Origin of the sequence: Pseudomonas sp. S04 (assembly GCF_009834545.1) — a bacterium.
In the GTDB taxonomy this organism is placed as follows: domain Bacteria; phylum Pseudomonadota; class Gammaproteobacteria; order Pseudomonadales; family Pseudomonadaceae; genus Aquipseudomonas.
Genome location: NZ_CP019427.1, coordinates 2,005,618 through 2,026,690 on the forward strand (window position 1 = coordinate 2,005,618; position 21,073 = coordinate 2,026,690).

Below are 21,073 nucleotides of genomic sequence, written 5' to 3' on the forward strand. Positions count from 1 at the left end.
TTGTTGTTATTGCGGTGTGTGGCTATTGCGAGAAACGGGCGCACGAAGGCACGCCCGCCAGACTCGCGGGGGTAGAAATACCGGGTTGTGGTTTAGCTCAGTGTGCGTGACGCAGCGTCGCCCGTTGCCGGCAAGCTGCGCCGAACGCCTGGAAAATCGTCAGGTACGCAGGATTGTCCAGCACTTGCCATTCCGGGTGCCATTGCACGCCGAGGGCGAAGGCCTTGCTGTGCGTCACCGAGATCGCCTCGATCAAGCCGTCCGGCGCGATAGCCTCGGCACGCAGGCCTGGCGCCAACCGGTCGATACCCTGGCTATGAATCGAGTTGACCTGGAATGTCGCGGGCAGCTCCAGCGCCTCGAATACACCGCCCGGCTGCACGCTGACCGCGTGGGCCGGTGCGTATTGCACCGCCAGGTCCGGGTGATTTGCTTCGCGGTGATCGAGCATGCCCGGCAACTCATGCACCTTCTGGTGCAGGCTGCCGCCGAACGCGACGTTCATTTCCTGGAAGCCCCGGCAGATCCCGAGCACCGGAACGCCCGCCGCGATGGCAGCACGCAATAGAGGAAGGGTGGTGGCGTCCCGCGCCGGATCGTGATCCGTGCCGGGAGCGCTGGCCGGGCCTTGATAGTGCAAAGGCTCCACGTTCGATGGCGAGCCGGTCAGCAACAGGCCGTCGAGTTGACCGAGCAGGTCGTCGATTTCAGTCAGGTTGCCCAGGGAAGGAATGACCACAGGCAGCCCCAGCGCCGCGACGCTGACAGCACGCAAGTACTTGTCACCGCTGACGTGGTAGGGGTGCAGGCCAATCTGTTTGACGCACGCAGTAACGCCGATCAATGGCTTGAATGCCATTTTTATCACCTCGAAGTTTCACACTTGAACGAGCTTTTCCAGAGCTTAGCCTCGTTGATTTTTTTTAACAACTCTCATGTAAATAATTCTAAACGGCTGGATCGCTGGAACTCAGATTGGCTGTGGGTTTGCGGGTGATTGTTGAGCGATGGCTGGCTGCGGTGACCAATAAAATCAACAAAAATGCCTATTTGTCCGCTATTGACTTAACTTTGCCTTTCGGATTGACTGAGGTCCGAAAGTGCAGTGAACATAATAATTAACAGCTAATAGGTGCATCATGTCGGTCCCCCTGCGTACCGTTCAACTCAACGAAGCAAACGCATTCCTTAAGAAATATCCTGAGGTTTTGTACGTCGACCTTCTGATTGCGGATATGAACGGTGTGGTGCGCGGCAAGCGCATCGAGCGCACCAGTCTTCATAAGGTCTATGAGAAAGGCATCAACCTGCCGGCCTCGCTGTTCGCCCTCGACATCAATGGTTCCACGGTGGAAAGCACCGGCCTGGGCCTGGACATCGGCGACGCCGACCGCATCTGCTACCCGATTCCCGGCACCTTGAGCATCGAGCCGTGGCAGAAGCGCCCAACCGCGCAACTGCTGATGACCATGCACGAGATCGAAGGCCAGCCGTTCTTCGCTGACCCGCGTGAAGTGCTGGCCAACGTGGTGCGCAAGTTCGACGACCTCGGCCTGACCATTTGCGCGGCGTTTGAACTGGAGTTCTACCTGATCGACCAGGACAACGTGAACGGCCGTCCGCAGTCGCCACGCTCACCGGTTTCCGGCAAGCGTCCGGTATCGACCCAGGTTTACCTGATCGACGACCTCGACGAATACGTCGACTGCCTGCAGGACATCCTCGAAGGCGCGAAAGAGCAGGGCATCCCGGCCGATGCCATCGTCAAGGAAAGTGCCCCGGCGCAATTCGAAGTCAACCTGCATCACGTCAGCGACCCGATCAAGGCCTGCGACTATGCGGTCCTGCTCAAGCGCCTGGTGAAGAACATCGCCTACGACCATGAGATGGACACCACCTTCATGGCCAAGCCGTATCCGGGCCAGGCGGGCAACGGTCTGCACGTGCACATCTCGATCCTCGACAAGGCCGGCAACAACATCTTCGCCAGCGAGGATCCCGAGCAGAACGCCGCATTGCGTCACGCCATCGGCGGTGTGCTGGAGACCCTGCCCGCGCAGATGGCCTTCCTCTGCCCGAACGTCAACTCCTACCGCCGGTTCGGCGCACAGTTCTACGTGCCGAACTCGCCGAGCTGGGGTATCGACAACCGCACCGTGGCCGTGCGCGTGCCGACCGGTTCGCCGGACGCCGTGCGCATCGAACACCGCGTGGCCGGTGCCGACGCCAACCCGTACCTGCTGATGGCTTCGGTGCTGGCCGGTATTCACCACGGCTTGACCAACCAGATCGAGCCGGGTGCGCCGGTCGAAGGCAACAGCTACGAGCAGAACGAGCAGAGCCTGCCGAACAACCTGCGCGATGCCCTGCGTGAACTGGACGACAGCGAAGTCATGGCCAAGTACATCGACCCGCTGTACATCGACGTGTTCGTGGCGTGCAAGGAAAGCGAGCTGGCCGAGTTCGAGAACTCCATCTCCGACCTTGAGTACAACTGGTACCTGCATACGGTCTGATGGTTGGTGTGCCTGTGGGAACGGGCTCGCCCGCGATATCGCAATCGCGGGCAAGCCCCCTCCCACAGCGATTGCATTGCAAATCCTCAAGGGACTGGCATTCAGTCCGACCACAGCCTATTCCCCTGCGTCGAGTCACAACCATGACAAACACTCGCAGCGACTGGGAGCAACGCTTCCAGTCCTTAAGCATCGAAGGCCGCGCTTTCATCGATGGTCAATACTGTCGGGCACTCAGCGGCGCCACCTTCGAATGCATCAGCCCGGTTGACGGGCGCTTCCTGGCCAACGTCGCCAGCACCGATGAAGCCGACGCCAATGCCGCCGTGCTCGTCGCCCGCCAGGCGTTCGAATCCGGTATCTGGTGCAAGCTGGCCCCCGCTGAGCGCAAGCGCGTCCTGATCCGCTTCGCCGACCTGATCCTGGCGCACCAGGAAGAATTGGCGCTGCTGGAAACCCTGGACATGGGCAAGCCCATCAGCGATTCCATGGCCATCGACATTCCAGCGACCGCCAACGCGATCCGCTGGAGTGCCGAAGCCATCGACAAACTCTACGACGAAGTCGCCGCCACGCCCCACGATCAACTGGGCCTGGTGACCCGCGAAGCGTCCGGCGTGGTGGCGGCCATCGTGCCGTGGAACTTCCCGTTGATCATGGCCAGTTGGAAGTTCGCCCCGGCCCTGGCGGCAGGCAACTCGTTCATCCTCAAGCCGTCGGAAAAGTCCCCGCTGACGGCCATCCGCATCGCCCAACTAGCGCTAGAGGCTGGCATCCCCAAGGGCGTGTTCAACGTCCTGCCGGGTTACGGCCACACCGTCGGCAAGGCACTGGCGCTGCACATGGACGTCGACGTCCTGGCCTTCACCGGCTCGACCGCGGTTGCCAAGCAGCTGCTGATCTACGCCGGGCAAAGCAACCTCAAGCGCGTCTGGCTAGAAGCTGGCGGCAAGAGTCCGAACGTGGTGTTTGCCGATGCGCCGGATCTGCGCGCGGCGGCGCAGGCGGCGGCCAGTGCCATCGCCTTCAACCAGGGCGAAGTCTGCACCGCCGGCTCACGCCTGCTGGTGGAGCGCTCGATTCGCCAGCAGTTCATCCCGCTGCTGGTGGAGGCCCTGCAAGCCTGGCAACCCGGGCACGCGCTGGACCCGACAAGCCGGGTCGGCGCGGTGGTCGATCAACGTCAATTGGACAACATCCTGCGCTACATCGCCATCGGCCGCGAGCAAGGTGCCGAGCTGATCGCCGGCGGCAACCGCACCCTCGAGGACAGCGGTGGCCAGTACGTGGAGCCGACGATTTTCGACGGTGTGAGCAACGCCATGACCATCGCCCGCGAAGAAATCTTCGGCCCAGTGTTGTCGCTGATCACCTTCGACACCGCAGAAGAAGCGTTGCAGATCGCCAACGACAGCATCTTCGGTTTGGCCGCCGGGGTCTGGACCCGCGACCTGAGCAAGGCCCACACCTTCGCCCGGGGCCTGCGCGCCGGCAGCGTGTGGGTCAACCAGTACGACGGCGGTGACATGACCGCGCCCTTCGGTGGGTTCAAGCAGTCGGGCAACGGTCGCGACAAGTCCCTGCACGCCTTCGACAAGTACACCGAGCTCAAAGCCACCTGGATCAAGCTCTGACCTATTAGACAGTCGCGGTGACAGGCCTTTGGCGTGTCACCGCGCGGGAACTCAATCATGCAAAAACATGTAAACAGCTACTACGCCGCCACCCGCAACGAGATCATCGACTTCCCGGTGCTCGAAGAGTTGGTGGAATGCGACGTCTGTGTGATCGGCGCCGGCTACACTGGCCTGTCCTCGGCGTTGTTCCTCAGCGAAGCGGGCTACAGCGTCACGGTGCTCGAAGCCGCCAAGGTCGGCTACGGCGCCAGCGGGCGCAACGGCGGGCAACTGGTCAATTCCTACAGCCGCGACGTCGATGTGATCGAGCAGCGCTACGGCGAAAAGACCGCCGAAGTGCTGGGCAGCATGATTTTCGAAGGCGCGGACATCATCCGCTCGCGGATCAAGCAATACGACATCCAGTGCGACTACAAGCCCGGTGGCATTTTCGCCGCGCTGAACAAGAAACAACTCAAGGGCCTGGCCGAACAGAAGAGCGGTTGGGAGCGCTACGGCAACCACCACCTGCGGATGCTCGACGCGCAAGAGATCGCCAAGGAAGTCGGGACCCGCAACTACGTCGGTGGCCTGCTGGACATGCAGGGTGGTCACGTCCATCCGCTGAACCTGGCCCTGGGCGAAGCGGCTGCCATCCTCAGTCTTGGCGGAAAAATCTTCGAGCAGTCGGCAGCGGTGGAAATCACCTACGGCGAACCCATAGTCGTGCGCACGGCCAAGGGCGTGGTACGCGCCAAGTACCTGTTGATCGCCGGCAACGCCTACCTGCCGCAAGACCTCGACAACCGCGTCACCCGCAAGAGCATGCCCTGCGGTTCGCAGATCGTGGTCACCGAGCCCCTGTCGGAAAAAGTCGCCAGGAGCCTGATCAGCAACAACTACTGCGTCGAAGACTGTAACTACCTGCTCGACTACTACCGCCTGACTGCCGACAACCGTCTGCTCTATGGTGGCGGTGTGGTCTACGGCGCGCGCGAGCCGGACGACATCGAGCAACTGATCCGGCCGAAAATCCTCAAGACCTTCCCCCAGCTCAAGGACGTGAAGATCGACTACCGCTGGACCGGCAACTTCCTGCTGACCATGTCACGCATGCCGCAATTTGGCCGCATCGAGAAAAACGCCTATTACATGCAGGGCTACAGCGGCCACGGGGTGACCTGTTCGCACCTGGCCGGCAAGCTGATCGCGGAAATGATCCGTGGCGACGCCGAGCGTTTCGACGCCTTCGCCTCCCTGCCACACATGCCGATGTTCGGTGGCCGCACCTTCCAGGCCCCACTGACCGCCATGGGCGCGGTGTACTACGCGATGCGTGACCGTTTCGGTATCTAGTCTGACGCTCGCCGACGGCCGTCTTGAGGAAGGTCGTCGGTTTTTTATCCGGCCTTTCTCCAAGCTGCTGAGCCGTGGGCGGAAAACGTGATTTAATAGCCGCCTTTCACGTCTTCGGGACAGAGGAACGGCGATTTTCGCGACACAAGTCGCCCGCCATCCCCCCACACTACCCTTAAGTTTTTCTCACATAAGGCTGTCATGGACACGGGCTCTCGACTCAAATTAGTACGCGAAAGCTACAAGCTGTCCCAGCGCGAGCTGGCCCGGCGTAGCGGCGTCACCAATGCCACCATCTCCCTGATCGAACAGAATCGGGTCAGTCCTTCCGTCAGCTCACTGAAAAAACTGCTGGAGGGCATCCCCATGTCCCTGGCGGACTTCTTCACCTTCGACCAGCCACCGCGCGAACACCAATACATCTTCCGCGCCAACGAACAGCCCGACCTCGGTCGCCACGGCCTGCGCCTGCTGCTGATCGGCGCCTCGGTGCCCAGCCGCCAGATGCGCCTGCTGCGCGAGCAATACGCACCGGGCGCCAGCTCGGGCGAAGAGCCGATCGTGCACGCCGAAGGCGAGGAGTGCGGGTTGGTGACGCGGGGTACCGTGGAACTCACCGTGGATGGCCAGGTCAGCGTGTTGAACGCCGGGGATGGTTATTACTTTCCGACCACGCTGCCGCACCGGTTTCGCAACATCGGCGCGGACGAGGCGGAAATCATCAGTGCGAACACGCCCGCCAACTTTTGATCGCAAGGCGCTGAACATTGAACCAACACACCTTGTCCATGCGCCTGGAGCGCGTGGCGGCCCATGTGCCAGCTGGTGCGCGCCTGGCCGATATCGGCTCCGACCACGGCTACTTGCCGGTGGCATTGATGCGCCGTGGCGCCATCACGGCGGCGGTGGCCGGCGAACTGGCCGCGACACCGTTTCACTCGGCCCAGCGTACGGTGCGCGACAACGGCCTGCAGTCACGCATCAGCGTACGCCTGGCCAATGGCCTGGCGGCGCTCGAGGCGGCTGACGAGATTAGCGCGCTGACTATCTGCGGCATGGGCGGTGAGACCATCCGCGACATTCTCGAGCGTGGCAAGACTCGCCTCAGTGGCCAGGAGCGATTGATCCTGCAACCCAACGGCGGCGAGCAGCCGCTGCGGCAGTGGCTGATGGACAATGGTTATTCCATCCTCTGCGAGGAAGTGCTGCGGGAGAATCGTTTCGACTACGAAATCATCGTTGCCGAGCGCACCGGCCCGGTGAGCTACAGCCCCGAGCAACTGTACTTCGGCCCCCTGCAGATGCAGGCACGCACCCCGGCATTCCTGCTCAAGTGGCAGCGCCTGCTGCGCCACAAGCAGCAGACCCTGGCCCACTTCACCCAGGCCGGCTCGGCGGTACCCGCGGAAAAAGTACAGGACATCACCCGCCAGGTGCGTTGGATCAACCAACTGCTGGCCTGAACGCGCGACAGCTGCAACGGGTTTGGTGGGTGTACGCAAAATCTGCAAGCCGGTAAAACCGCTGTGGGAGCGAGCGCCCGCTTGCGGCCTGCTCGCGATGGGGCCAGTACAACCAACATCGATGGTGCCTGACACACCGCCATCGCGAGCAGGCTCGCTCCCACTTAAGTTAAGTGGGTAATAGCGAGAGGGCGAGCTTACTGGCCTGGTGAAGGCGGGGTCTGCGTCAGAAGCGCCTGGGCCAGTTCTTCGTCCGTGGCATTGAGGCCAGGGTGGTCCTGGCGCATCTGCTTGAGCACGGATTCCAGGTAGGCGCCGCGGATGGTGCCGCCGCTGGCGACGAAACTGGAGAGGTCATCGCGGGCGGGGACGACGATCTTGTCGTCCTTGAAGGTCGAGTACAGCGACGCAGAGACCCCCGCTGAAGTGGCGACATCCTTGGCATCGACATCGGCCATGGCCGATCCGAAGGGCAGGCAGAGCGCAAGCGTTGGCACGAGCAGTAGACGGCGCATGGTGAGTCCTCCAAAAGCGTGAAGCCAAAGGGTGTGTCACATACCCATATGATGCGCGGTGCGGCTCAGGAGTTCCGCAGATCAAGCGAGGACCAGATGGCGATGTGGATTAAACGTGTCTGTTACCGGCGCTACGGGCGATAATGCCGGGCAATTCTCCGTTCACCTTGCCAAAGAGCGCTGCCCCCTGATGTTTGAGATCAAGCCGTGGAACCCCGAAACCTTTCGCCAGCAGACGCGCCGCAGCACCCTGATCATTGCCGTGCTGTTCATTGTGCTGGCGATGGCTTTGTCGACGCTGGCGGTGATGGTGCTGGGCGAGCCGGGTGGCGATAACTTTCGCTACAACCTCGGCGGGGTAATCGCGGCGGTGCTGGTCAGCGCGGCGCTGATGAAACTCAAGTTCTGGTCGCAACCCTGGATGGCCGCCGCCGTCTACGGCTGGCAGCTCAAGCGCAGCCTGATGCGCATCACCAACGTCATGCACCAGGTCACCGATGCGGTCGCCGCCGGCAACCCGAGCGCGATGAAGCTGCTGCGCTTTTACCACCTGGGGCTGGCGCAGATGCACGAGCTGGACGCCAACTCCAGCAGCCATGCGCAACTGGTGCGTGAAATGGACCAGCACAAAGCCGCCATGGAGGCGCTGGGGCTGGAGACCGAACAGACCCGCCTGCACCCCGAGTGGCTGACGGCGCTGAAAACCCAGGCCTGATCATTGCCTGCCTTTTTCCAGGACTTTCCCCTCGGAGCCCCGATTGATGTTTACCCTTAGCCACTTCGATACCCCGTGCTCCGAGCACGTGACCGACCAGATCCTGCAACTGGTGGTCGACAACCTGACCGACATCAGCAGCGTCGCCTTGCCACCGAGCAACCCGTTGTTCGCGATCTATCAATACGCAGTGGGCTACGAGGTCCACCTCTACCTGCAGGCCCTCGATGGCACCCAGGGTCTAAGCGTCGAATTGATCGTCGCGCTGGACGCCGAGGACCCCTCGAAGGTCGTCGGCTTTTTGCTGTACCTGCCGGTCAAGGATGATCCGCATGCCTGCGGCGTGGCCTATATGGCCGTACACGCCAGCCATCGTCGCCATGGCATCGCCCGCGCCATGGTCCAGGACATGCTCGGCCGCTACCCGCATGCCGAACTGACCTGTGCCGTGGCCAAGGTGCCGTACTTCGAGGCAATGGGCTTGCAGGTCCTGGGCGTGCGCGGACCGCAGGTGCTGATGAACACCCACGACCGCGTGACAGACGGCCTGATCGCGGTACTGGATATCGCGCCTATCTACCGCTCCACCGAAGTGCGGCAGATCCACACCTACCTGCTGCAGAAGAATGGCAAGCGGGCGATGCTCGACGCGGAAAAACAGCGCGACCGCCATCTGGATCAACTGACGGCCAAGGCGCGGGTGTTTGTGCAGGGGCGGTTGGGTCACGACGCTGGCTAGCAAACCCCCTGTGCAGGTGCCAGCAAGCCAGCGCCTACACCGGACCCCGTTTGGCTTGCTCAAAAAAGAGCCTCAAAGCTCTTTGATGGGGAGAAAGTAGAGCCCCGAGGCTCAAGTTGTACGTAGAGCCAGTGGCAAGCTTGATTGGGGTTCAGAGCACTCGCCACTCACGCCGCTGCCGCAGAAAACAAGCAGTGGCGTAGTTTCATCGTAGGAAGGTGGCAGGGTGCACTCAAGTACCATTAGTCGCCTGTGGCAGACCGCTGGAGCGACGCGACCGAGGTATTTTTCATGGGCTCGTCACTTCGCGTCTATCCTGTGATTTCAACTGACAAGCGTCGCGCTGTGCTTGGCGAACTAAAGTGAATAACTGCCGTCATTCACTATCAATCAAGAATATGTAGCGTCTCTGCGAAGATGGGTTCCTTCCGGTTCCGAGGGTTCTTATGGCGCCCCACACGCGGCCAGGATGCTGGGCGATGGTGGCAGTGGACAAGTGACTGCAATGGACACGAGAGTCAGGCGGGCCCGGCGCATTGATGCGCAAGACTTCTTCGTGCAGACCCTGGAGCAATGGGGCGATGCGGTAGTGGTCATCGACGACCAAAGCCGAGTGATGTTTTTTAATGCCGCTGCCGAACGGTTCTGGGGTTGTCCCCGACAGGACGTAGTGGGCAGTCACGTCGACAGCCTGTTTCCCGAAACCCTGCGCACGGCCGATGATCCCGGTTGCAGCCACGACTTGAGTATCCTGGGCAAGGATGGGCAGGCACGCTGGGGCGCGCTGTCCGTCTCCAGGATCACCCTGCAGGGCCGCACCCTCTATGCGGCCTTTCTCAAGGACATCACCCAGACCCGCCTCCAGGACATCGAACACCGCCTGCTGTCGCTGTCGGTCAATGCCACCCGCTCGGCCACCTGCATTGTCGACGCCGCTGCGCGCCTGCTCTACGTCAATGACGGCCTGGTGCAACTGCTCGGCTACAGCCGCGAAGAAGTTCTTGGGCTGTCGCCGCTGATGTTTTTTGTGCTCGACACCGAGGTCGATGTGCCGGTGCTACCTGAACTGGAGCGGATGTTCGGTGGCGAGCCCCATGAAGTCAGCGCCTTGATCAGCAAGCGCAACGGCCAACGGCTGTGGGTGCATGTGTCCTCGGCCCCGGTGTTCGATGCCCGGGGGCAGGTCGACAACACGGTGATCGTGCTCACCGACATCACCCGCTTCAAATTGCATGAGGTGCTGCAGGACAAGGTGGTCGGCGCGCTGCTCAAGGAAGAGTCGCTGGAAAACGTACTGGCCCTGATGTGCCAGGAAATCGAACGCATCGCCCCGGAAGTCATCGTCTCGATCCTCAGCGTCGATTCCAACGGCATCCTGCACCCACTGGCCAGCCCTGGCTTGCCAGTTGAGTACTCGCGGGCAATCGAAGGCCTGTCGATCGGGCCGATTGCCGGTTCCTGCGGCACGGCGGCCTACCGGGGCAAGCCGGTGCTGGTCACCGACATCAATCACGACCCGCTGTGGGCGGACTACAAGGCGCTGGCCGAGAAGGCGGGGTTGCGCGCGTGCTGGTCGATTCCGGTGCGCAACAGCTGCGGCCGCGTGGCCGCCACCTTTGCCCTGTATTTTCGCGAGTGCCGCGGGCCCGATACCCTGCATGCGCACCTGGTGACCGCCGGTACACACCTGTGCATGCTGGCGCTGGAGCGCGAGGAAGCGCGCCAGGCCATTCGCCGGATGGCGTATTACGATGGCTTGACCGGCTTGCCCAATCGCAACCTGCTGCTGGCCAAGGCGCAACGCACTATTGCCGAAGTGGCCAAGGAGCAGGCCGAACTGGCCGTGCTGTTTGTCGACCTGGATCGCTTCAAGCAGGTCAATGATGCCCTTGGCCATGCGGCCGGCGACGAACTGTTGCAAGTCATGGCCCAGCGCCTGAGCAGTGTGCTGCGTGAGTCGGACATCGTCGGGCGCTTGTCCGGGGATGAGTTCGTGCTGGTTTTGCCGCGACGCAACGCGACCCAGGTCACGCGGTTTCTTGAACGGCTCAAGCGCGTACTGAGTTTTCCGGCGCCCATTGCCGGGACCTCGGTGGTGTTATCGGCCAGCATCGGCATCAGCCTGTTTCCCGGTGACGGCCAGGACATGGAAAGCTTGCTGCAGTGCGCCGACATTGCGATGTACCAGGCCAAGCGCGCCGAACGCGGCAGCTTCAGTTTTTTCCTCGAAGAGATGAACCGGATCGCCCAGAGTCGCCTGATTCTCGAGACCGCGCTGCGCATGGCCCTTGCTGGTGAGGGCCTGGAGCTGGTGTATCAACCGCAGATCAATCTGCACAGCGGGACCTTGGTGGGGGTGGAGGCGTTGGCGCGTTGGGATCATCCAACCCTGGGCATTATCTCGCCGGAGCGCTTCATCCCCCTGGCCGAGGAGTGCGGGCTGATCAATGAGCTGAGCCAGTGGGTGCTGCAAACCGCCTGCGGTCAGCTGGCGCAGTGGCGCGAGCAGGGCCTGACGGTGCCGTCGCTGTCGATCAACCTGTCGCCGATCAACTTTCACAATCTCAATCTGGCAGCGCAGATTACCCAGCAGTTGCAACGCTACGAATTGCAGGCGGCGGATTTGTGCGTGGAGGTCACGGAGGGGGTGTTGCTGTCCAACAGCCCCGGCACCGAGCAAACCTTGAAAGAGCTGCATGCCCTGGGGGTGCGCCTGGCCATCGATGACTTTGGCACCGGTTATTCCAGCCTGGGTTACTTGCGCCACCTGCCGATCAGTGAGCTGAAGCTGGACAAGAGTTTTGTCGATGACCTGGAGTGCGATGCCTCCTGCCGCGCCCTCAGCGAATCGGTGATTGGCATCGGCAGGGGCCTGTCCTTGCTGGTGGTGGCCGAAGGCATCGAGCACGCGGCCCAGCGCGACATCCTCAAGGCGCAAGGCTACGAGGTCGGGCAGGGCTACTTCTTCTCGGTACCGCTTCCGGCCGGGGCGTTCAGGCAATGGTTGCTGGCGTGCCAGGGCATGGTGCCGCCCATGAGCCACGAGAGCCCGTTGGCGGCGCTGGAGTAAGCCCAGGGCTGCGCCTTTCAGTCCGCCAGGGTGAAGACCAACGCCTTCAAGCCGCTTTGCACATCGATATCCGGAAACTCCGGCGGGTTGTCCAGGCGTTCGACGAAACGCAGGCTCGGGGCTTCGCGGGTGACGCCGTCGATCAGGAAGTCGGCGCCGAAGGCCGGGTCGTTCATACAGGCCAGCACCGTGCCCTGCGGCGCGAGCAGTTCCGGCAGGCGACGCAACACCCGTTGATAGTCCTTGGTCAGCAGGAAGCTGCCTTTCTGGAACGACGGCGGATCGATGATCACCAGGTCGTAAGGTCCGTTATTGATCACCTTGCCCCAGGATTTGAACAGGTCGTGGCCGAGGAAGCTCACCTGGCTCAGGTCGTGGCCGTTCAGGCGGTGGTTGTCGCGCCCGCGACTCAGGGCGGCACGGGACATGTCGAGGTTGACCACGTGCTCGGCGCCGCCCTCGATGGCCGCCACCGAGAAGCCGCAGGTGTAGGCGAACAGGTTCAACACCCGCTTGCCCTGGGCCTGGGCCTTGACCCAGTTGCGCCCGTAGCGCATGTCGAGGAACAAGCCGGCGTTCTGCTTTTTACCCAGGTCGATGCGATAGCGCAGGCCGCCTTCGGTCAGCGTCCACTCGTCGATTTCCGGCCCCAGCAGCCACTCGGTGGTGCTTTGTGGCAGATAGCGGTGTTGCAACAGCAACGTGTGGGCCGCGCTCGCCTGCCACTGCGGCGTCTGGCTGATCTGCCGCAGCATCTGTTGCAAGGCCTGCAACTGCTGCGGTTCGGGTTCCTTGAACAGCGCGACCAGCACAATGCCCTGCAGCCAGTCCACGGTCAGTTGCTCCAGGCCCGGCCAGCAACGCCCGCGTCCGTGAAACAGGCGGCGGGTTTCTGCGGGTGGGGCTGCCAGGGCCGTCAACAGATGGTCGTGCAGGGTGGCGAGGGCTTCAGGGGTCATCGAGCAGGGGCCGGCAAGTCAAAGGGGCGGCATTTTATACATAAATGGGCCGCCGGGACTTGTAGCATTGGCCACAAATCCCGCCAGCGGCAGGGCTCAGAGTCCCAGGTGTTGCAAGGTCGCCTCGGCCGTCGCTGCCGATGACCCCGGGTTCTGCCCGGTGATCAGGTTGCCGTCGGCCACCACATACGACTGCCAGTCCTCGCCCTTGGAGTAGTGCGCGCCGTGGGCCTTGAGCATGTCCTCCACCAGGAACGGCACCACCTCGGTCAGGCCGACGGCCGCTTCCTCGGAATTGGTGAAGCCGGTCACCGACTTGCCTTTGACCAGCGGCTGCCCCTGGGCCTGGGTGTGGCGCAACACCCCTGGCGCATGGCACACCGCGGCCACCGGTTTGCCGGCGCCATACAGCGCTTCGATCAGGGCGATGGAGTCGCGGTCTTCGGCCAGGTCCCACAGCGGACCATGACCGCCTGGGTAGAACACCGCGTCAAAGTCGCTGGCCTTGATCTGGGCCAGCGGCTCGGTATGGGCCAGCGCCTGGAAGGCCACCGGGTCCTCGCGAAAGCGCTGGGTAGCCTCGGTCTGTGCGTCGGGGGCGTCGCTCTTCGGGTCGAGCGGCGGTTGCCCGCCCTTGGGCGAGGCCAGGGTCACGTTGACCCCGGCGTCCTTGAACACGTAGTAGGGTGCGGCGAACTCTTCCAGCCAGAACCCGGTCTTCTCGCCGGTGTTGCCGAGCCGGTCGTGGGAAGTCAGTACCATCAGGATGTTCATCGTGACCTCTGATTGCCATTGATAAGCCCCCAGGCCAGCAAGCCCGGGACGTCTAACTATGGTCGCCAGCGCCAGGAATGCCAGCACTAAAGGACCAAGGGTCATGCGCGCATTTGCACAAGTGCCAGGGTGGATCAACACTGTAGCGATCGGCACGGAGCACTCATGAACGATAGCTACACCCGCACGGCGGTGTACCTGCACTGGTTGGTAGCGCTGGGACTGATCGGCACCTTTGCCCTGGGTCTCTACATGCCGGACCTGGCCCTGTCGCCGACCAAACTCAAGCTTTATTCGTGGCACAAGTGGGCCGGGGTCAGCCTGTTCCTGCTGGTGCTGATCCGCCTCGGCTGGCGCCTGAGCCATGCCGCGCCACCGCTACCCGCCAGCGTGCCGGTGTTGTTGCGTCGAGTCTCGCGGCTGACCCACGGCCTGATGTATGGGCTGATGCTGATCATCCCCTTGAGCGGCTGGCTGATGAGTTCAGCCAAGGGTTTCCAGACTGCCTGGTTCGGCATCTTGCCCCTGCCGGACCTGCTGGCCAAGGACGAAGCCCTGGGCGAGCGCTTGCTGACGCTGCATCAAAGCCTGAATTACGGCCTGCTGGCGCTGGTCCTGCTGCATACCGGTGCGGCGCTCAAGCATCACTTCATCGACCGCGATGACGTGCTGCGCCGCATGCTGGCGTTCCGCCAAAAAGCTGATCCCTGACTGCCGGCTGGAGCCTGTCATGAACCATCGAACAGCGACCGTCACCCTGGTGCTCGCCATGCTCGCGTGCGGCTCGTCGAGTGCGGCGCAGTACCGGCAAGTCAACCCGAGCGCCAGCCAGGTCAGCTTCACCTACAACCAGATGGGCGCCCGGGTCTACGGCACTTTCAGCCGGTTCGAGGCGACCATCGATTTCGACTCGACCAACCCCTCGGCGGCGCATGCCGGGATCATCATCGAGCTGACCAGCATTGACGCCGGCAACCCCGACGCCAATAGCGAATTGCAAAAGCCCGGTTGGTTCGACACGGCGGTCTATCCCCAGGCCCGGTTCGAATCGCAAAGCGTCACCGCCCTGGGCGATAACCTGTACCAGGTTGACGGCCAACTGACGCTCAAGGGCCTGACCCGCGAGGTTGGCGCGCGGATCGCCCTGAAGCCGGAAAGCGGCATCGGTATTTTTGACGGCACCTTCATTCTCAAGCGCGGCGACTTCAATATTGGTGATGGCGAGTGGGCGGACTACGGTGTGGTCTCCAACGAAATCAACATCCGTTTTCGGGTCGTGGCGCCCGAGCAGGAAGTGTCGAGGTGAACGATGCGCAAGCAACCGGAGCTGCCCAGCAAGCGACTGTTTTTCGCCTTGCCTTGTGAGCCGCCGCAGTGCCGGGCCATTGCTCAATGGCGCAGTAGCCTGGGGCACCTTGAAGGGCGGCCGATTGCCGCGCAGAACTTTCACCTGACCCTGATGTTTCTCGGCGAAGTAGCCGTGACTCAACTCCCCGGCATTTGCGCGGCCGCCGCCCAAGTGCGCGTGCCCGGCGAACCGTTGCGGGTCAGGCTCGACCAATTGCAGGCCTGGCACCGCGCCGGGATGCTGTTACTGGTGCCCAGCGAGCCAGCGCCAGCCTTGCTGCAACTGGTGTATGCCTTGCAACAGGCGATGCTGGCGCTGGGTTTTGTCGATGCGCCTCGGGAATACCGTGCGCACCTGAGCCTGGTCCGCGACTTTCACGCGCCGGTGCCCGAAGCCGACAGCGCTCCGGACTTTGTGCTCGATGCCCGGCACTTCGTGTTGTTCGAGTCCCACAAGGGGCGTTACCGAGCGTTGGCGCAGTGGCCGCTTGAGCCTTGAGCGGCGCCTGCGCCAGCGGTTACGCCGCTTGCTAGCTGATAACGCGGTAGCACGGCACGTACGCCGCGCCGCCGGGCAGCTTCATCCGGTGCTGGGCAACAAAGGCCTGCAGCAGTTTGTCCAGCGGTTGCATGATTGCCGCATCGCCATGGATCTCGTAAGGGCCATGTTCCTCGATCAAGCGAATACCCATGTCCTTGACGTTGCCGGCAACGATCCCGGAGAACGCCCGGCGCAGGTTGGCCGCCCGTTCATGGGCGGGCAGGTCGAGGCGCAGTTGCAGGCTGGCCATGTTTTCGTGGGTCGGGTCGAACGGACGCTGGAAACCCTCGTCGATCTTCAGCAGCCAGTTGAAGTGGAAGGCGTCGTTGCGCTCGCGGCGGAACTGCTTGACCGCCTTGAGCCCCTGGACCATCTGCCGGGCCACCTGGGCCGGGTCGTCGATGATGATCTCGTAGTGGCTTTGCGCTTCTTCGCCCAGGGTGGCGCCGACGAAGGCATGCAGTTGCTGGAAGTACGGCGCGGCACTGCGCGGGCCAGTGAGGATCACCGGGAAGGGCAGGTCGCGGTTGTCCGGGTGCATCAGGATCCCGAGCAGGTAGAGGAACTCCTCGGCCGTGCCGGCGCCGCCGGGGAAAATGATGATGCCGTGGCCGACGCGGACGAAGGCTTCCAGGCGTTTCTCGATGTCCGGCAGGATCACCAGTTCGTTGACGATCGGGTTCGGTGCCTCGGCGGCGATGATCCCAGGCTCCGTCAGGCCCAGGTAGCGGCCGTTGGTGATTCGCTGTTTGGCGTGGGAAATGGTTGCGCCCTTCATCGGGCCTTTCATCACGCCTGGTCCGCAACCGGTGCAGACGTCCAGGCTGCGCAAGCCCAGTTCGTGGCCGACTTTCTTGGTGTACTGGTATTCCTCGGTGCTGATGGAGTGACCGCCCCAGCACACGACGATCTTCGGCTCGACGCCGGGGCGCAGGGTGCGGGCGTTGCGCAGCAGGTGGAAGACGTAGTCGCTGATGCCTTGCGAAGTACTGAGGTCGATGCGCTGGCTGTCGAGCTCATTCTCGGTGTAGACGATGTCGCGCAGGGCGCTGAACAGCATCTCGCGGGTGCTGGCGATCATCTCGCCGTCGACGAAGGCATCGGCCGGGGCGTTCAGCAGTTCGAGGCGTACGCCACGGTCCTGCTGGTGAATGCGGATCTCGAAGTCGCGGTAGGCTTCGAGGATGGTCTTGGCGTTGTCGACATGGGCGCCGGTATTGAGGATGGCCAGGGCGCACTGGCGAAAGAGCGAGTAGATGCTGCCTGTACCCGCGGCGCTCAGTTGTTGTACTTCGCGTTGGGACAGTGTTTCCAGGCTGCCTTTTGGGCTCACCGACGCATTGATTACTTGTCTTGCTGTCATTCTGGATTCCCTGAGAACGATGGTCGCGAGCCCGACGGGCTCAATTACATCAGGATAGTCAGCGCCGAAGCGATCGTGCTGCCGTCATCTTCTAGGCGAGCGCCGTTGAATGCAAATATCCATGAGCAGTGGTGCACGTGATCGCAATTTGTCTGATAGCGCTGTCCCAAATTTCCTGCGCCTGGCTAACAGTGGCTGCCTCTTTTCCTGCCACGAGACCCGCCATGGCCCGCCTGCACCTGGAGTTTCCCCACAATCCGTTTTTCTACGCCACCGCCCTGACCGTGCGGGTGACCGACGTCAACGCCGCCAACCACCTGGCCAACGACTCGATGATCTCGATGATCTCCGAAGCCCGGGCGCGGATGCTGTTCGAGTATGGCGTGAGTGAGGAGGGCATCATTGTCACGGACCTGGCGACGGTCTATCGCGCCGAGGCCCACGCCCGTGATCGCCTGCTGTTCGAAGTGGGGTTGATGGACCTCAACAAGTACGGGGGCGACATCATCTTTCGCATCACCCGGCCGGTCGATGGCACGCTGGTGGCGCTGGCCAAGTCGGGGTTTGTGTTCTTCGACTACGGCGCCGGCAAGGTGGCACCGATGCCGGCGGACTTCATCTCGCGGTTTCCCGAGGTCAACGTGCTGTTTGCCGCCATGCCTGCGCCGCACTGAAACCGCCGCTGAAGATGGAACGGGTGCATACCCGGGTCTGGAGCAAGGTCAAGACGGGCAGTTGAGCCTCAGGCATCACGCAGCAGGTCGTTGGCGTTGAGCAGTTCGTAGGCGATTTGCGGATGGTTTTCCAGGCCCCGGCGAATCGCCGCCGGGATCGCTTGTCGGGTCTTGCGGCACAGCCCCGGTTGGTCGCGTAGGCGAATGCCGATGCCGCGCATGCTGCGCACCTCGTGGAAGCTGGGGCTGATTTCCACGCCGATGCCCAGCTGCTCGAACATCCGTTGCTGCAGATGCTCCAGGTCGGCAAGGCTCTTGAGGTTCTCCAGGCGCTCGAGCAAGCGTTTTTCTTCCTGGCGGGTCAGGTGGAGGATGCGCGGGTCGGCGCCGGGCAGGTCGAGCAACGCCTCACGCCCGCAATCGCAGGCGCCGGGTGGGCAGGGTTGGCGAATCGGCAATGAGGCTGTCATGGCTTGCAGCATAGCCAGATGCGCGTGCTTTTGCTTGTCCTGGCGGTGACCCGTTACCCCTTGTTGGCACTCAGGATACTGGCCACCTGGCGCGGCTGGCAGTTGAGGTAGGGCGAGGACTTCAGCCAGCGCTGGTCCGGGTACCAGGAAAACATGAACTGGCCATCCTTGAGTTTATCGATCACCTGGCGCGCCACCTGCGGGCGTACCGCCGGGCAACCCTGGCTGCGGCCGATCCGGCCCTGACGCTCACTCCACAATGGGTTCACGTAATCGGCGGCATGGATCACGATCGCGCGATCGCGGGCCAGGTCGTTGAAGCCCGGCTCCAGGCCGTCCATGCGCAACGAATAACCGTGGGCGCCCTGATAGCTTTCCTGGGTGCGGAACAGGCCCAGGCTCGACTGGTAGCTGCCCATGCGATTGGAGAATTGGGTGGCGAAGTTTTCCCCGGACATTTGCCCATGGGCCACCAGGTCGCGCAGCACCAGGGATTTTTTGCGCAGGTCGAATATCCACAGGCGGCGCGCGGTCGAAGGCTGGGAATAGTCGATCACTGCCAGGTGCTCGGCGCGCTGGGCACCGCTGCTGACCGCACATTGCATGGCGCTCAGGGCGCTTTTTAGTGCTTGGGGATTGAGTTCCGGGGCGGCGTGGGCGAGGCTGTTGTATAACGCCTGTTGTGAGGTATTGGCGGCGAACGCCGGAGTACAGATGGCGCCCAGGGTGATCAGTGCCAGGCCAAGCCGGCGCAAAAGGGTAAACATGCGAAGAGAGTCCTCAATGCTATTGTTGGCTCCCGACTTCCTGTCGTGCCCCTGGCGGCCCATGTTGGGCTCGCCTGATTGCTTGCCGCACCTGCTGCAGAGGTCGACCGTCAAATCGTGACGGCCATGGATTGGAGTAAAGCAGTTGTTCAAAAAGCACGCATCTTACTTGAGCCTTTGCCTGCTCGCTGTGCCATTGGTCGCGACTGCCCAGAACGAGTTGGCAGACCACCCCGGGCCGATGCAATTGGCCGTGACCCAGGTGCCGGTGGATTGCCCGGGCCTGAAGCTGCGCCCGGACGCCTCGGCGCAGGCATTGTTGCAGGCCTTCTACCAGCAGCACGACTATCTGCCGGTGTGGACCGACGAGGCCCGGGTCGCGGCCTTGCTGGCGCAGTTCCAGTTGCTGGTCGATGATGGCCTGGACCCCAATCGCTACAGCCTGCCGCCGGCGGATGCGGTCGGTGGCCTGTTGTGCACCGACATCGGCATCAGCCTGCGTTACCTGCAGGCCCTGCGTGAGTTGCATTACGGGCGCCTGCAGCAAAGCCGCTTCGAGCCACTGTGGCATGCGCAGCCGCCCGCGGATGATCGCACGGCCCAGTTGCTGGCGATTGCTGGCCCCGGCGTGCATGACCTGGGTGCCGCCTTCGAGGCCGCACGCCCGTCACTTGAGCAGTACCGCAGCTTGCGCCTGGTGTACGCGGCGCAGCGTCAACAGCCGTTACCGCACTGGCCGCAATTGCCCGCGGGCGGCTTGTTGCGCCCGGGCATGCAGGACCCCAGAGTCCCCGGGTTGGCCCAGCGCCTGGTCAGCGAGGGCTACCTGCCCAGCGTGCCGGCCCATGTCGGCAGCGACTACAGCGCGCAGTTGGCCAGCGCGGTGAAAAACTTCCAGCTCGACCACTCGCTGCAAGCCGATGGGGTCATCGGCGCCGGCACCCTGGCGGAGCTCAACATCAGCCCGGCACTGCGCCGTGAGCAACTGCGGATCAACCTCGAACGTTTTCGCTGGCTGGCGCAGGACATGGAACCCGACAGCCTGCTGGTGAACATTGCCGCGGCCCAGTTGACCCTGTTCCAGGGCGGGGTGCCGGTGTGGCAGACACGCACCCAGGTCGGCCGCGCCGAACGGCAAACCCCGTTGTTGAAATCCCGGGTCACGCGGCTGACCCTGAACCCGACCTGGACCGTACCGCCGACCATCATGCGCGAGGACAAGTTGCCGCAGATCCGCCGCGACCAGTCGTTCCTCAGCCGTCAGAACCTGCAGGTGCTGGACCGCAACGGCAATCCCCTGGCGGTGGACGAGATCGACTGGGACAACCCGGGCAATATCCTCCTGCGCCAGAGCGCCGGCCCGCGAAACCCCCTGGGGCAGATGGCGGTGCGTTTCCCCAATCCGTTCTCGGTGTACCTGCACGACACCCCAAGCCAGGCCTTGTTCGAGAAGGGCCCGCGGGCGTTCAGTTCAGGTTGCGTGCGGGTCGAGCATGCCTTGCAGTTACGCGACATGCTGCTCAGCCCGGCGGAGCGCTTGCGCACCAACGAATTGCTGGCCACCGGGCTGACGCATGAGTTCAGGCTGACGACACCGGTGCCGATCCTGCTGACGTACTGGACAGTACAGGCCGACAGCCACGGCCGTCTGTTGTACGCCCCGGACATCTACAGCCGCGACCCGGTGCTGTTGAACGCGCTGGGCGTGACCCTGTAGACAACCCAGGGACATTAACCCCACAAAGTCCTGGCTGTCCCCATGGTTGCAGCGCCCCGAGGACCGTAGGAGCAAGGCTTGCCGAGCTTCTGCGGCGTCCGTATTTGTTCCTGCCGAGTGCCGCGTTTATCCCGGATGCTTGTGGGAGCGGGCTTGCCCGCGATGGTCTCGAGCACACCGCGCTCGTCCTGGATTTTCGCGTAATCGTTGACATCCATCGCGAGCAAGCTCGCTCCCACAGAGTCCTTTGTGTCCATATGGCATGCGGCACCCCGAGGACCGTAGGGGCGGGGCTTGCCGAGCTTCTGCGGCGTCCGTATTTGCTCCTGCCGAGTGCCAGGTTTATCCCGGATGCTTGTGGGAGCGGGCTTGCCCGCGATGGTCTCGAGCACACCGCGCTCGTCCTGGATTTTCGCGTAATCGTTGACGTCCATCGCGAGCAAGCTCGCTCCCACAGAGTCCTTTGTGTCC

The 21,073-nt window shown here is 62.9% G+C and carries 21 protein-coding genes; 13 read left to right on the top strand and 8 right to left on the bottom strand.

The genetic code is table 11. The features are described from left to right. Positions 1 to 97: 97 nt before the first annotated feature. Positions 98 to 859: a gamma-glutamyl-gamma-aminobutyrate hydrolase family protein gene (locus PspS04_RS08950; protein WP_159994683.1), complete on the bottom strand. Its 762-nt coding sequence runs from the start codon at positions 857 to 859 to the stop codon at positions 98 to 100. Between the two features lie 280 nt (positions 860 to 1,139). On the opposite strand from PspS04_RS08950, the gene PspS04_RS08955 reads away from it, so the two are divergent. The 5 genes from PspS04_RS08955 to PspS04_RS08975 all read left to right on the top strand — a co-directional run bounded on the left by PspS04_RS08955 (position 1,140) and on the right by PspS04_RS08975 (position 6,951). Beyond that, positions 1,140 to 2,516, top strand: coding sequence for a glutamine synthetase family protein (locus PspS04_RS08955; RefSeq protein ID WP_095171042.1), 1,377 nt, complete (start codon positions 1,140 to 1,142; stop codon positions 2,514 to 2,516). Between the two features lie 143 nt (positions 2,517 to 2,659). Then, complete coding sequence (locus PspS04_RS08960; protein ID WP_159994685.1) at positions 2,660 to 4,150, top strand: aldehyde dehydrogenase; 1,491 nt, start codon at positions 2,660 to 2,662, stop codon at positions 4,148 to 4,150. Between the two features lie 54 nt (positions 4,151 to 4,204). Then, entirely contained in the window at positions 4,205 to 5,488 is a 1,284-nt protein-coding gene (locus PspS04_RS08965) for an NAD(P)/FAD-dependent oxidoreductase (protein ID WP_159998762.1), read from the top strand. Between the two features lie 201 nt (positions 5,489 to 5,689). Further along, a complete protein-coding gene (locus PspS04_RS08970) occupies positions 5,690 to 6,238 on the top strand; it encodes a cupin domain-containing protein (protein WP_027618083.1) in 549 nt (182 codons plus the stop codon). A gap of 17 nt (positions 6,239 to 6,255) precedes the next feature. Beyond that, complete coding sequence (locus tag PspS04_RS08975) at positions 6,256 to 6,951, top strand: tRNA (adenine(22)-N(1))-methyltransferase (RefSeq protein WP_335929845.1); 696 nt, start codon at positions 6,256 to 6,258, stop codon at positions 6,949 to 6,951. Between the two features lie 197 nt (positions 6,952 to 7,148). On the opposite strand, the gene PspS04_RS08980 is transcribed toward PspS04_RS08975, so the two are convergent. Then, positions 7,149 to 7,466: a DUF2388 domain-containing protein gene (locus PspS04_RS08980; protein WP_095171038.1), complete on the bottom strand. Its 318-nt coding sequence runs from the start codon at positions 7,464 to 7,466 to the stop codon at positions 7,149 to 7,151. A gap of 190 nt (positions 7,467 to 7,656) precedes the next feature. Here PspS04_RS08980 and PspS04_RS08985 point away from each other — a divergent pair, with 190 nt between their 5' ends. The 3 genes from PspS04_RS08985 to PspS04_RS08995 all read left to right on the top strand — a co-directional run bounded on the left by PspS04_RS08985 (position 7,657) and on the right by PspS04_RS08995 (position 11,990). Continuing rightward, positions 7,657 to 8,181, top strand: coding sequence for a DUF3087 domain-containing protein (locus tag PspS04_RS08985; protein WP_159994687.1), 525 nt, complete (start codon positions 7,657 to 7,659; stop codon positions 8,179 to 8,181). A gap of 46 nt (positions 8,182 to 8,227) precedes the next feature. Then, complete coding sequence (locus tag PspS04_RS08990) at positions 8,228 to 8,920, top strand: GNAT family N-acetyltransferase (RefSeq protein ID WP_159994689.1); 693 nt, start codon at positions 8,228 to 8,230, stop codon at positions 8,918 to 8,920. A gap of 505 nt (positions 8,921 to 9,425) precedes the next feature. Continuing rightward, positions 9,426 to 11,990 carry an EAL domain-containing protein gene (locus PspS04_RS08995; protein ID WP_237234969.1) on the top strand — a complete coding sequence of 855 codons (2,565 nt, stop codon included), beginning with the start codon at positions 9,426 to 9,428 and terminating at the stop codon, positions 11,988 to 11,990. 17 nt (positions 11,991 to 12,007) lie between these two features. Here PspS04_RS08995 and PspS04_RS09000 read toward each other — a convergent pair whose 3' ends face one another. Both PspS04_RS09000 and PspS04_RS09005 read right to left on the bottom strand, forming a co-directional pair. Next, the gene (locus PspS04_RS09000) at positions 12,008 to 12,949 is read right to left on the bottom strand and encodes a class I SAM-dependent methyltransferase (RefSeq protein ID WP_095171029.1); all 942 of its coding nucleotides are present in this window, start codon (positions 12,947 to 12,949) and stop codon (positions 12,008 to 12,010) included. Positions 12,950 to 13,045: 96 nt separating this feature from the next. Then, entirely contained in the window at positions 13,046 to 13,723 is a 678-nt protein-coding gene (locus tag PspS04_RS09005) for a type 1 glutamine amidotransferase domain-containing protein (protein WP_159994693.1), read from the bottom strand. 165 nt (positions 13,724 to 13,888) lie between these two features. Between PspS04_RS09005 and PspS04_RS09010 the strand changes: the two genes are divergently transcribed. From PspS04_RS09010 to thpR, 3 genes are read left to right on the top strand one after another with little or no spacing between them, the layout of a single operon-like run. Further along, entirely contained in the window at positions 13,889 to 14,434 is a 546-nt protein-coding gene (locus PspS04_RS09010) for a cytochrome b (RefSeq protein WP_095171025.1), read from the top strand. A gap of 19 nt (positions 14,435 to 14,453) precedes the next feature. After that, positions 14,454 to 15,029: a YceI family protein gene (locus tag PspS04_RS09015; protein WP_159994695.1), complete on the top strand. Its 576-nt coding sequence runs from the start codon at positions 14,454 to 14,456 to the stop codon at positions 15,027 to 15,029. A 3-nt stretch (positions 15,030 to 15,032) separates the two neighbouring features. Further along, positions 15,033 to 15,569 carry an RNA 2',3'-cyclic phosphodiesterase gene (gene thpR / locus PspS04_RS09020; protein ID WP_159994697.1) on the top strand — a complete coding sequence of 179 codons (537 nt, stop codon included), beginning with the start codon at positions 15,033 to 15,035 and terminating at the stop codon, positions 15,567 to 15,569. A 31-nt stretch (positions 15,570 to 15,600) separates the two neighbouring features. On the opposite strand, the gene ppnN is transcribed toward thpR, so the two are convergent. After that, the gene (gene ppnN / locus PspS04_RS09025; RefSeq protein ID WP_095171014.1) at positions 15,601 to 16,974 is read right to left on the bottom strand and encodes a nucleotide 5'-monophosphate nucleosidase PpnN; all 1,374 of its coding nucleotides are present in this window, start codon (positions 16,972 to 16,974) and stop codon (positions 15,601 to 15,603) included. 224 nt (positions 16,975 to 17,198) lie between these two features. Between ppnN and PspS04_RS09030 the strand changes: the two genes are divergently transcribed. Continuing rightward, positions 17,199 to 17,648, top strand: a complete 450-nt coding sequence (locus tag PspS04_RS09030) for a thioesterase family protein (protein ID WP_095171012.1) — start codon at positions 17,199 to 17,201, stop codon at positions 17,646 to 17,648. 68 nt (positions 17,649 to 17,716) lie between these two features. Here PspS04_RS09030 and PspS04_RS09035 read toward each other — a convergent pair whose 3' ends face one another. Both PspS04_RS09035 and PspS04_RS09040 read right to left on the bottom strand, forming a co-directional pair. After that, positions 17,717 to 18,118: a hypothetical protein gene (locus tag PspS04_RS09035; RefSeq protein ID WP_095171073.1), complete on the bottom strand. Its 402-nt coding sequence runs from the start codon at positions 18,116 to 18,118 to the stop codon at positions 17,717 to 17,719. 53 nt (positions 18,119 to 18,171) lie between these two features. Further along, the gene (locus PspS04_RS09040) at positions 18,172 to 18,885 is read right to left on the bottom strand and encodes a murein L,D-transpeptidase catalytic domain family protein (protein ID WP_095171006.1); all 714 of its coding nucleotides are present in this window, start codon (positions 18,883 to 18,885) and stop codon (positions 18,172 to 18,174) included. 145 nt (positions 18,886 to 19,030) lie between these two features. Here PspS04_RS09040 and PspS04_RS09045 point away from each other — a divergent pair, with 145 nt between their 5' ends. Continuing rightward, positions 19,031 to 20,602 (top strand): L,D-transpeptidase family protein, encoded by a 1,572-nt coding sequence (locus tag PspS04_RS09045; RefSeq protein WP_159994699.1) that lies wholly within the window; start codon positions 19,031 to 19,033, stop codon positions 20,600 to 20,602. Positions 20,603 to 20,616: 14 nt separating this feature from the next. On the opposite strand, the gene PspS04_RS27565 is transcribed toward PspS04_RS09045, so the two are convergent. Then, a complete protein-coding gene (locus PspS04_RS27565) occupies positions 20,617 to 21,036 on the bottom strand; it encodes a hypothetical protein (protein WP_178112607.1) in 420 nt (139 codons plus the stop codon). Positions 21,037 to 21,073: the final 37 nt, after the last annotated feature.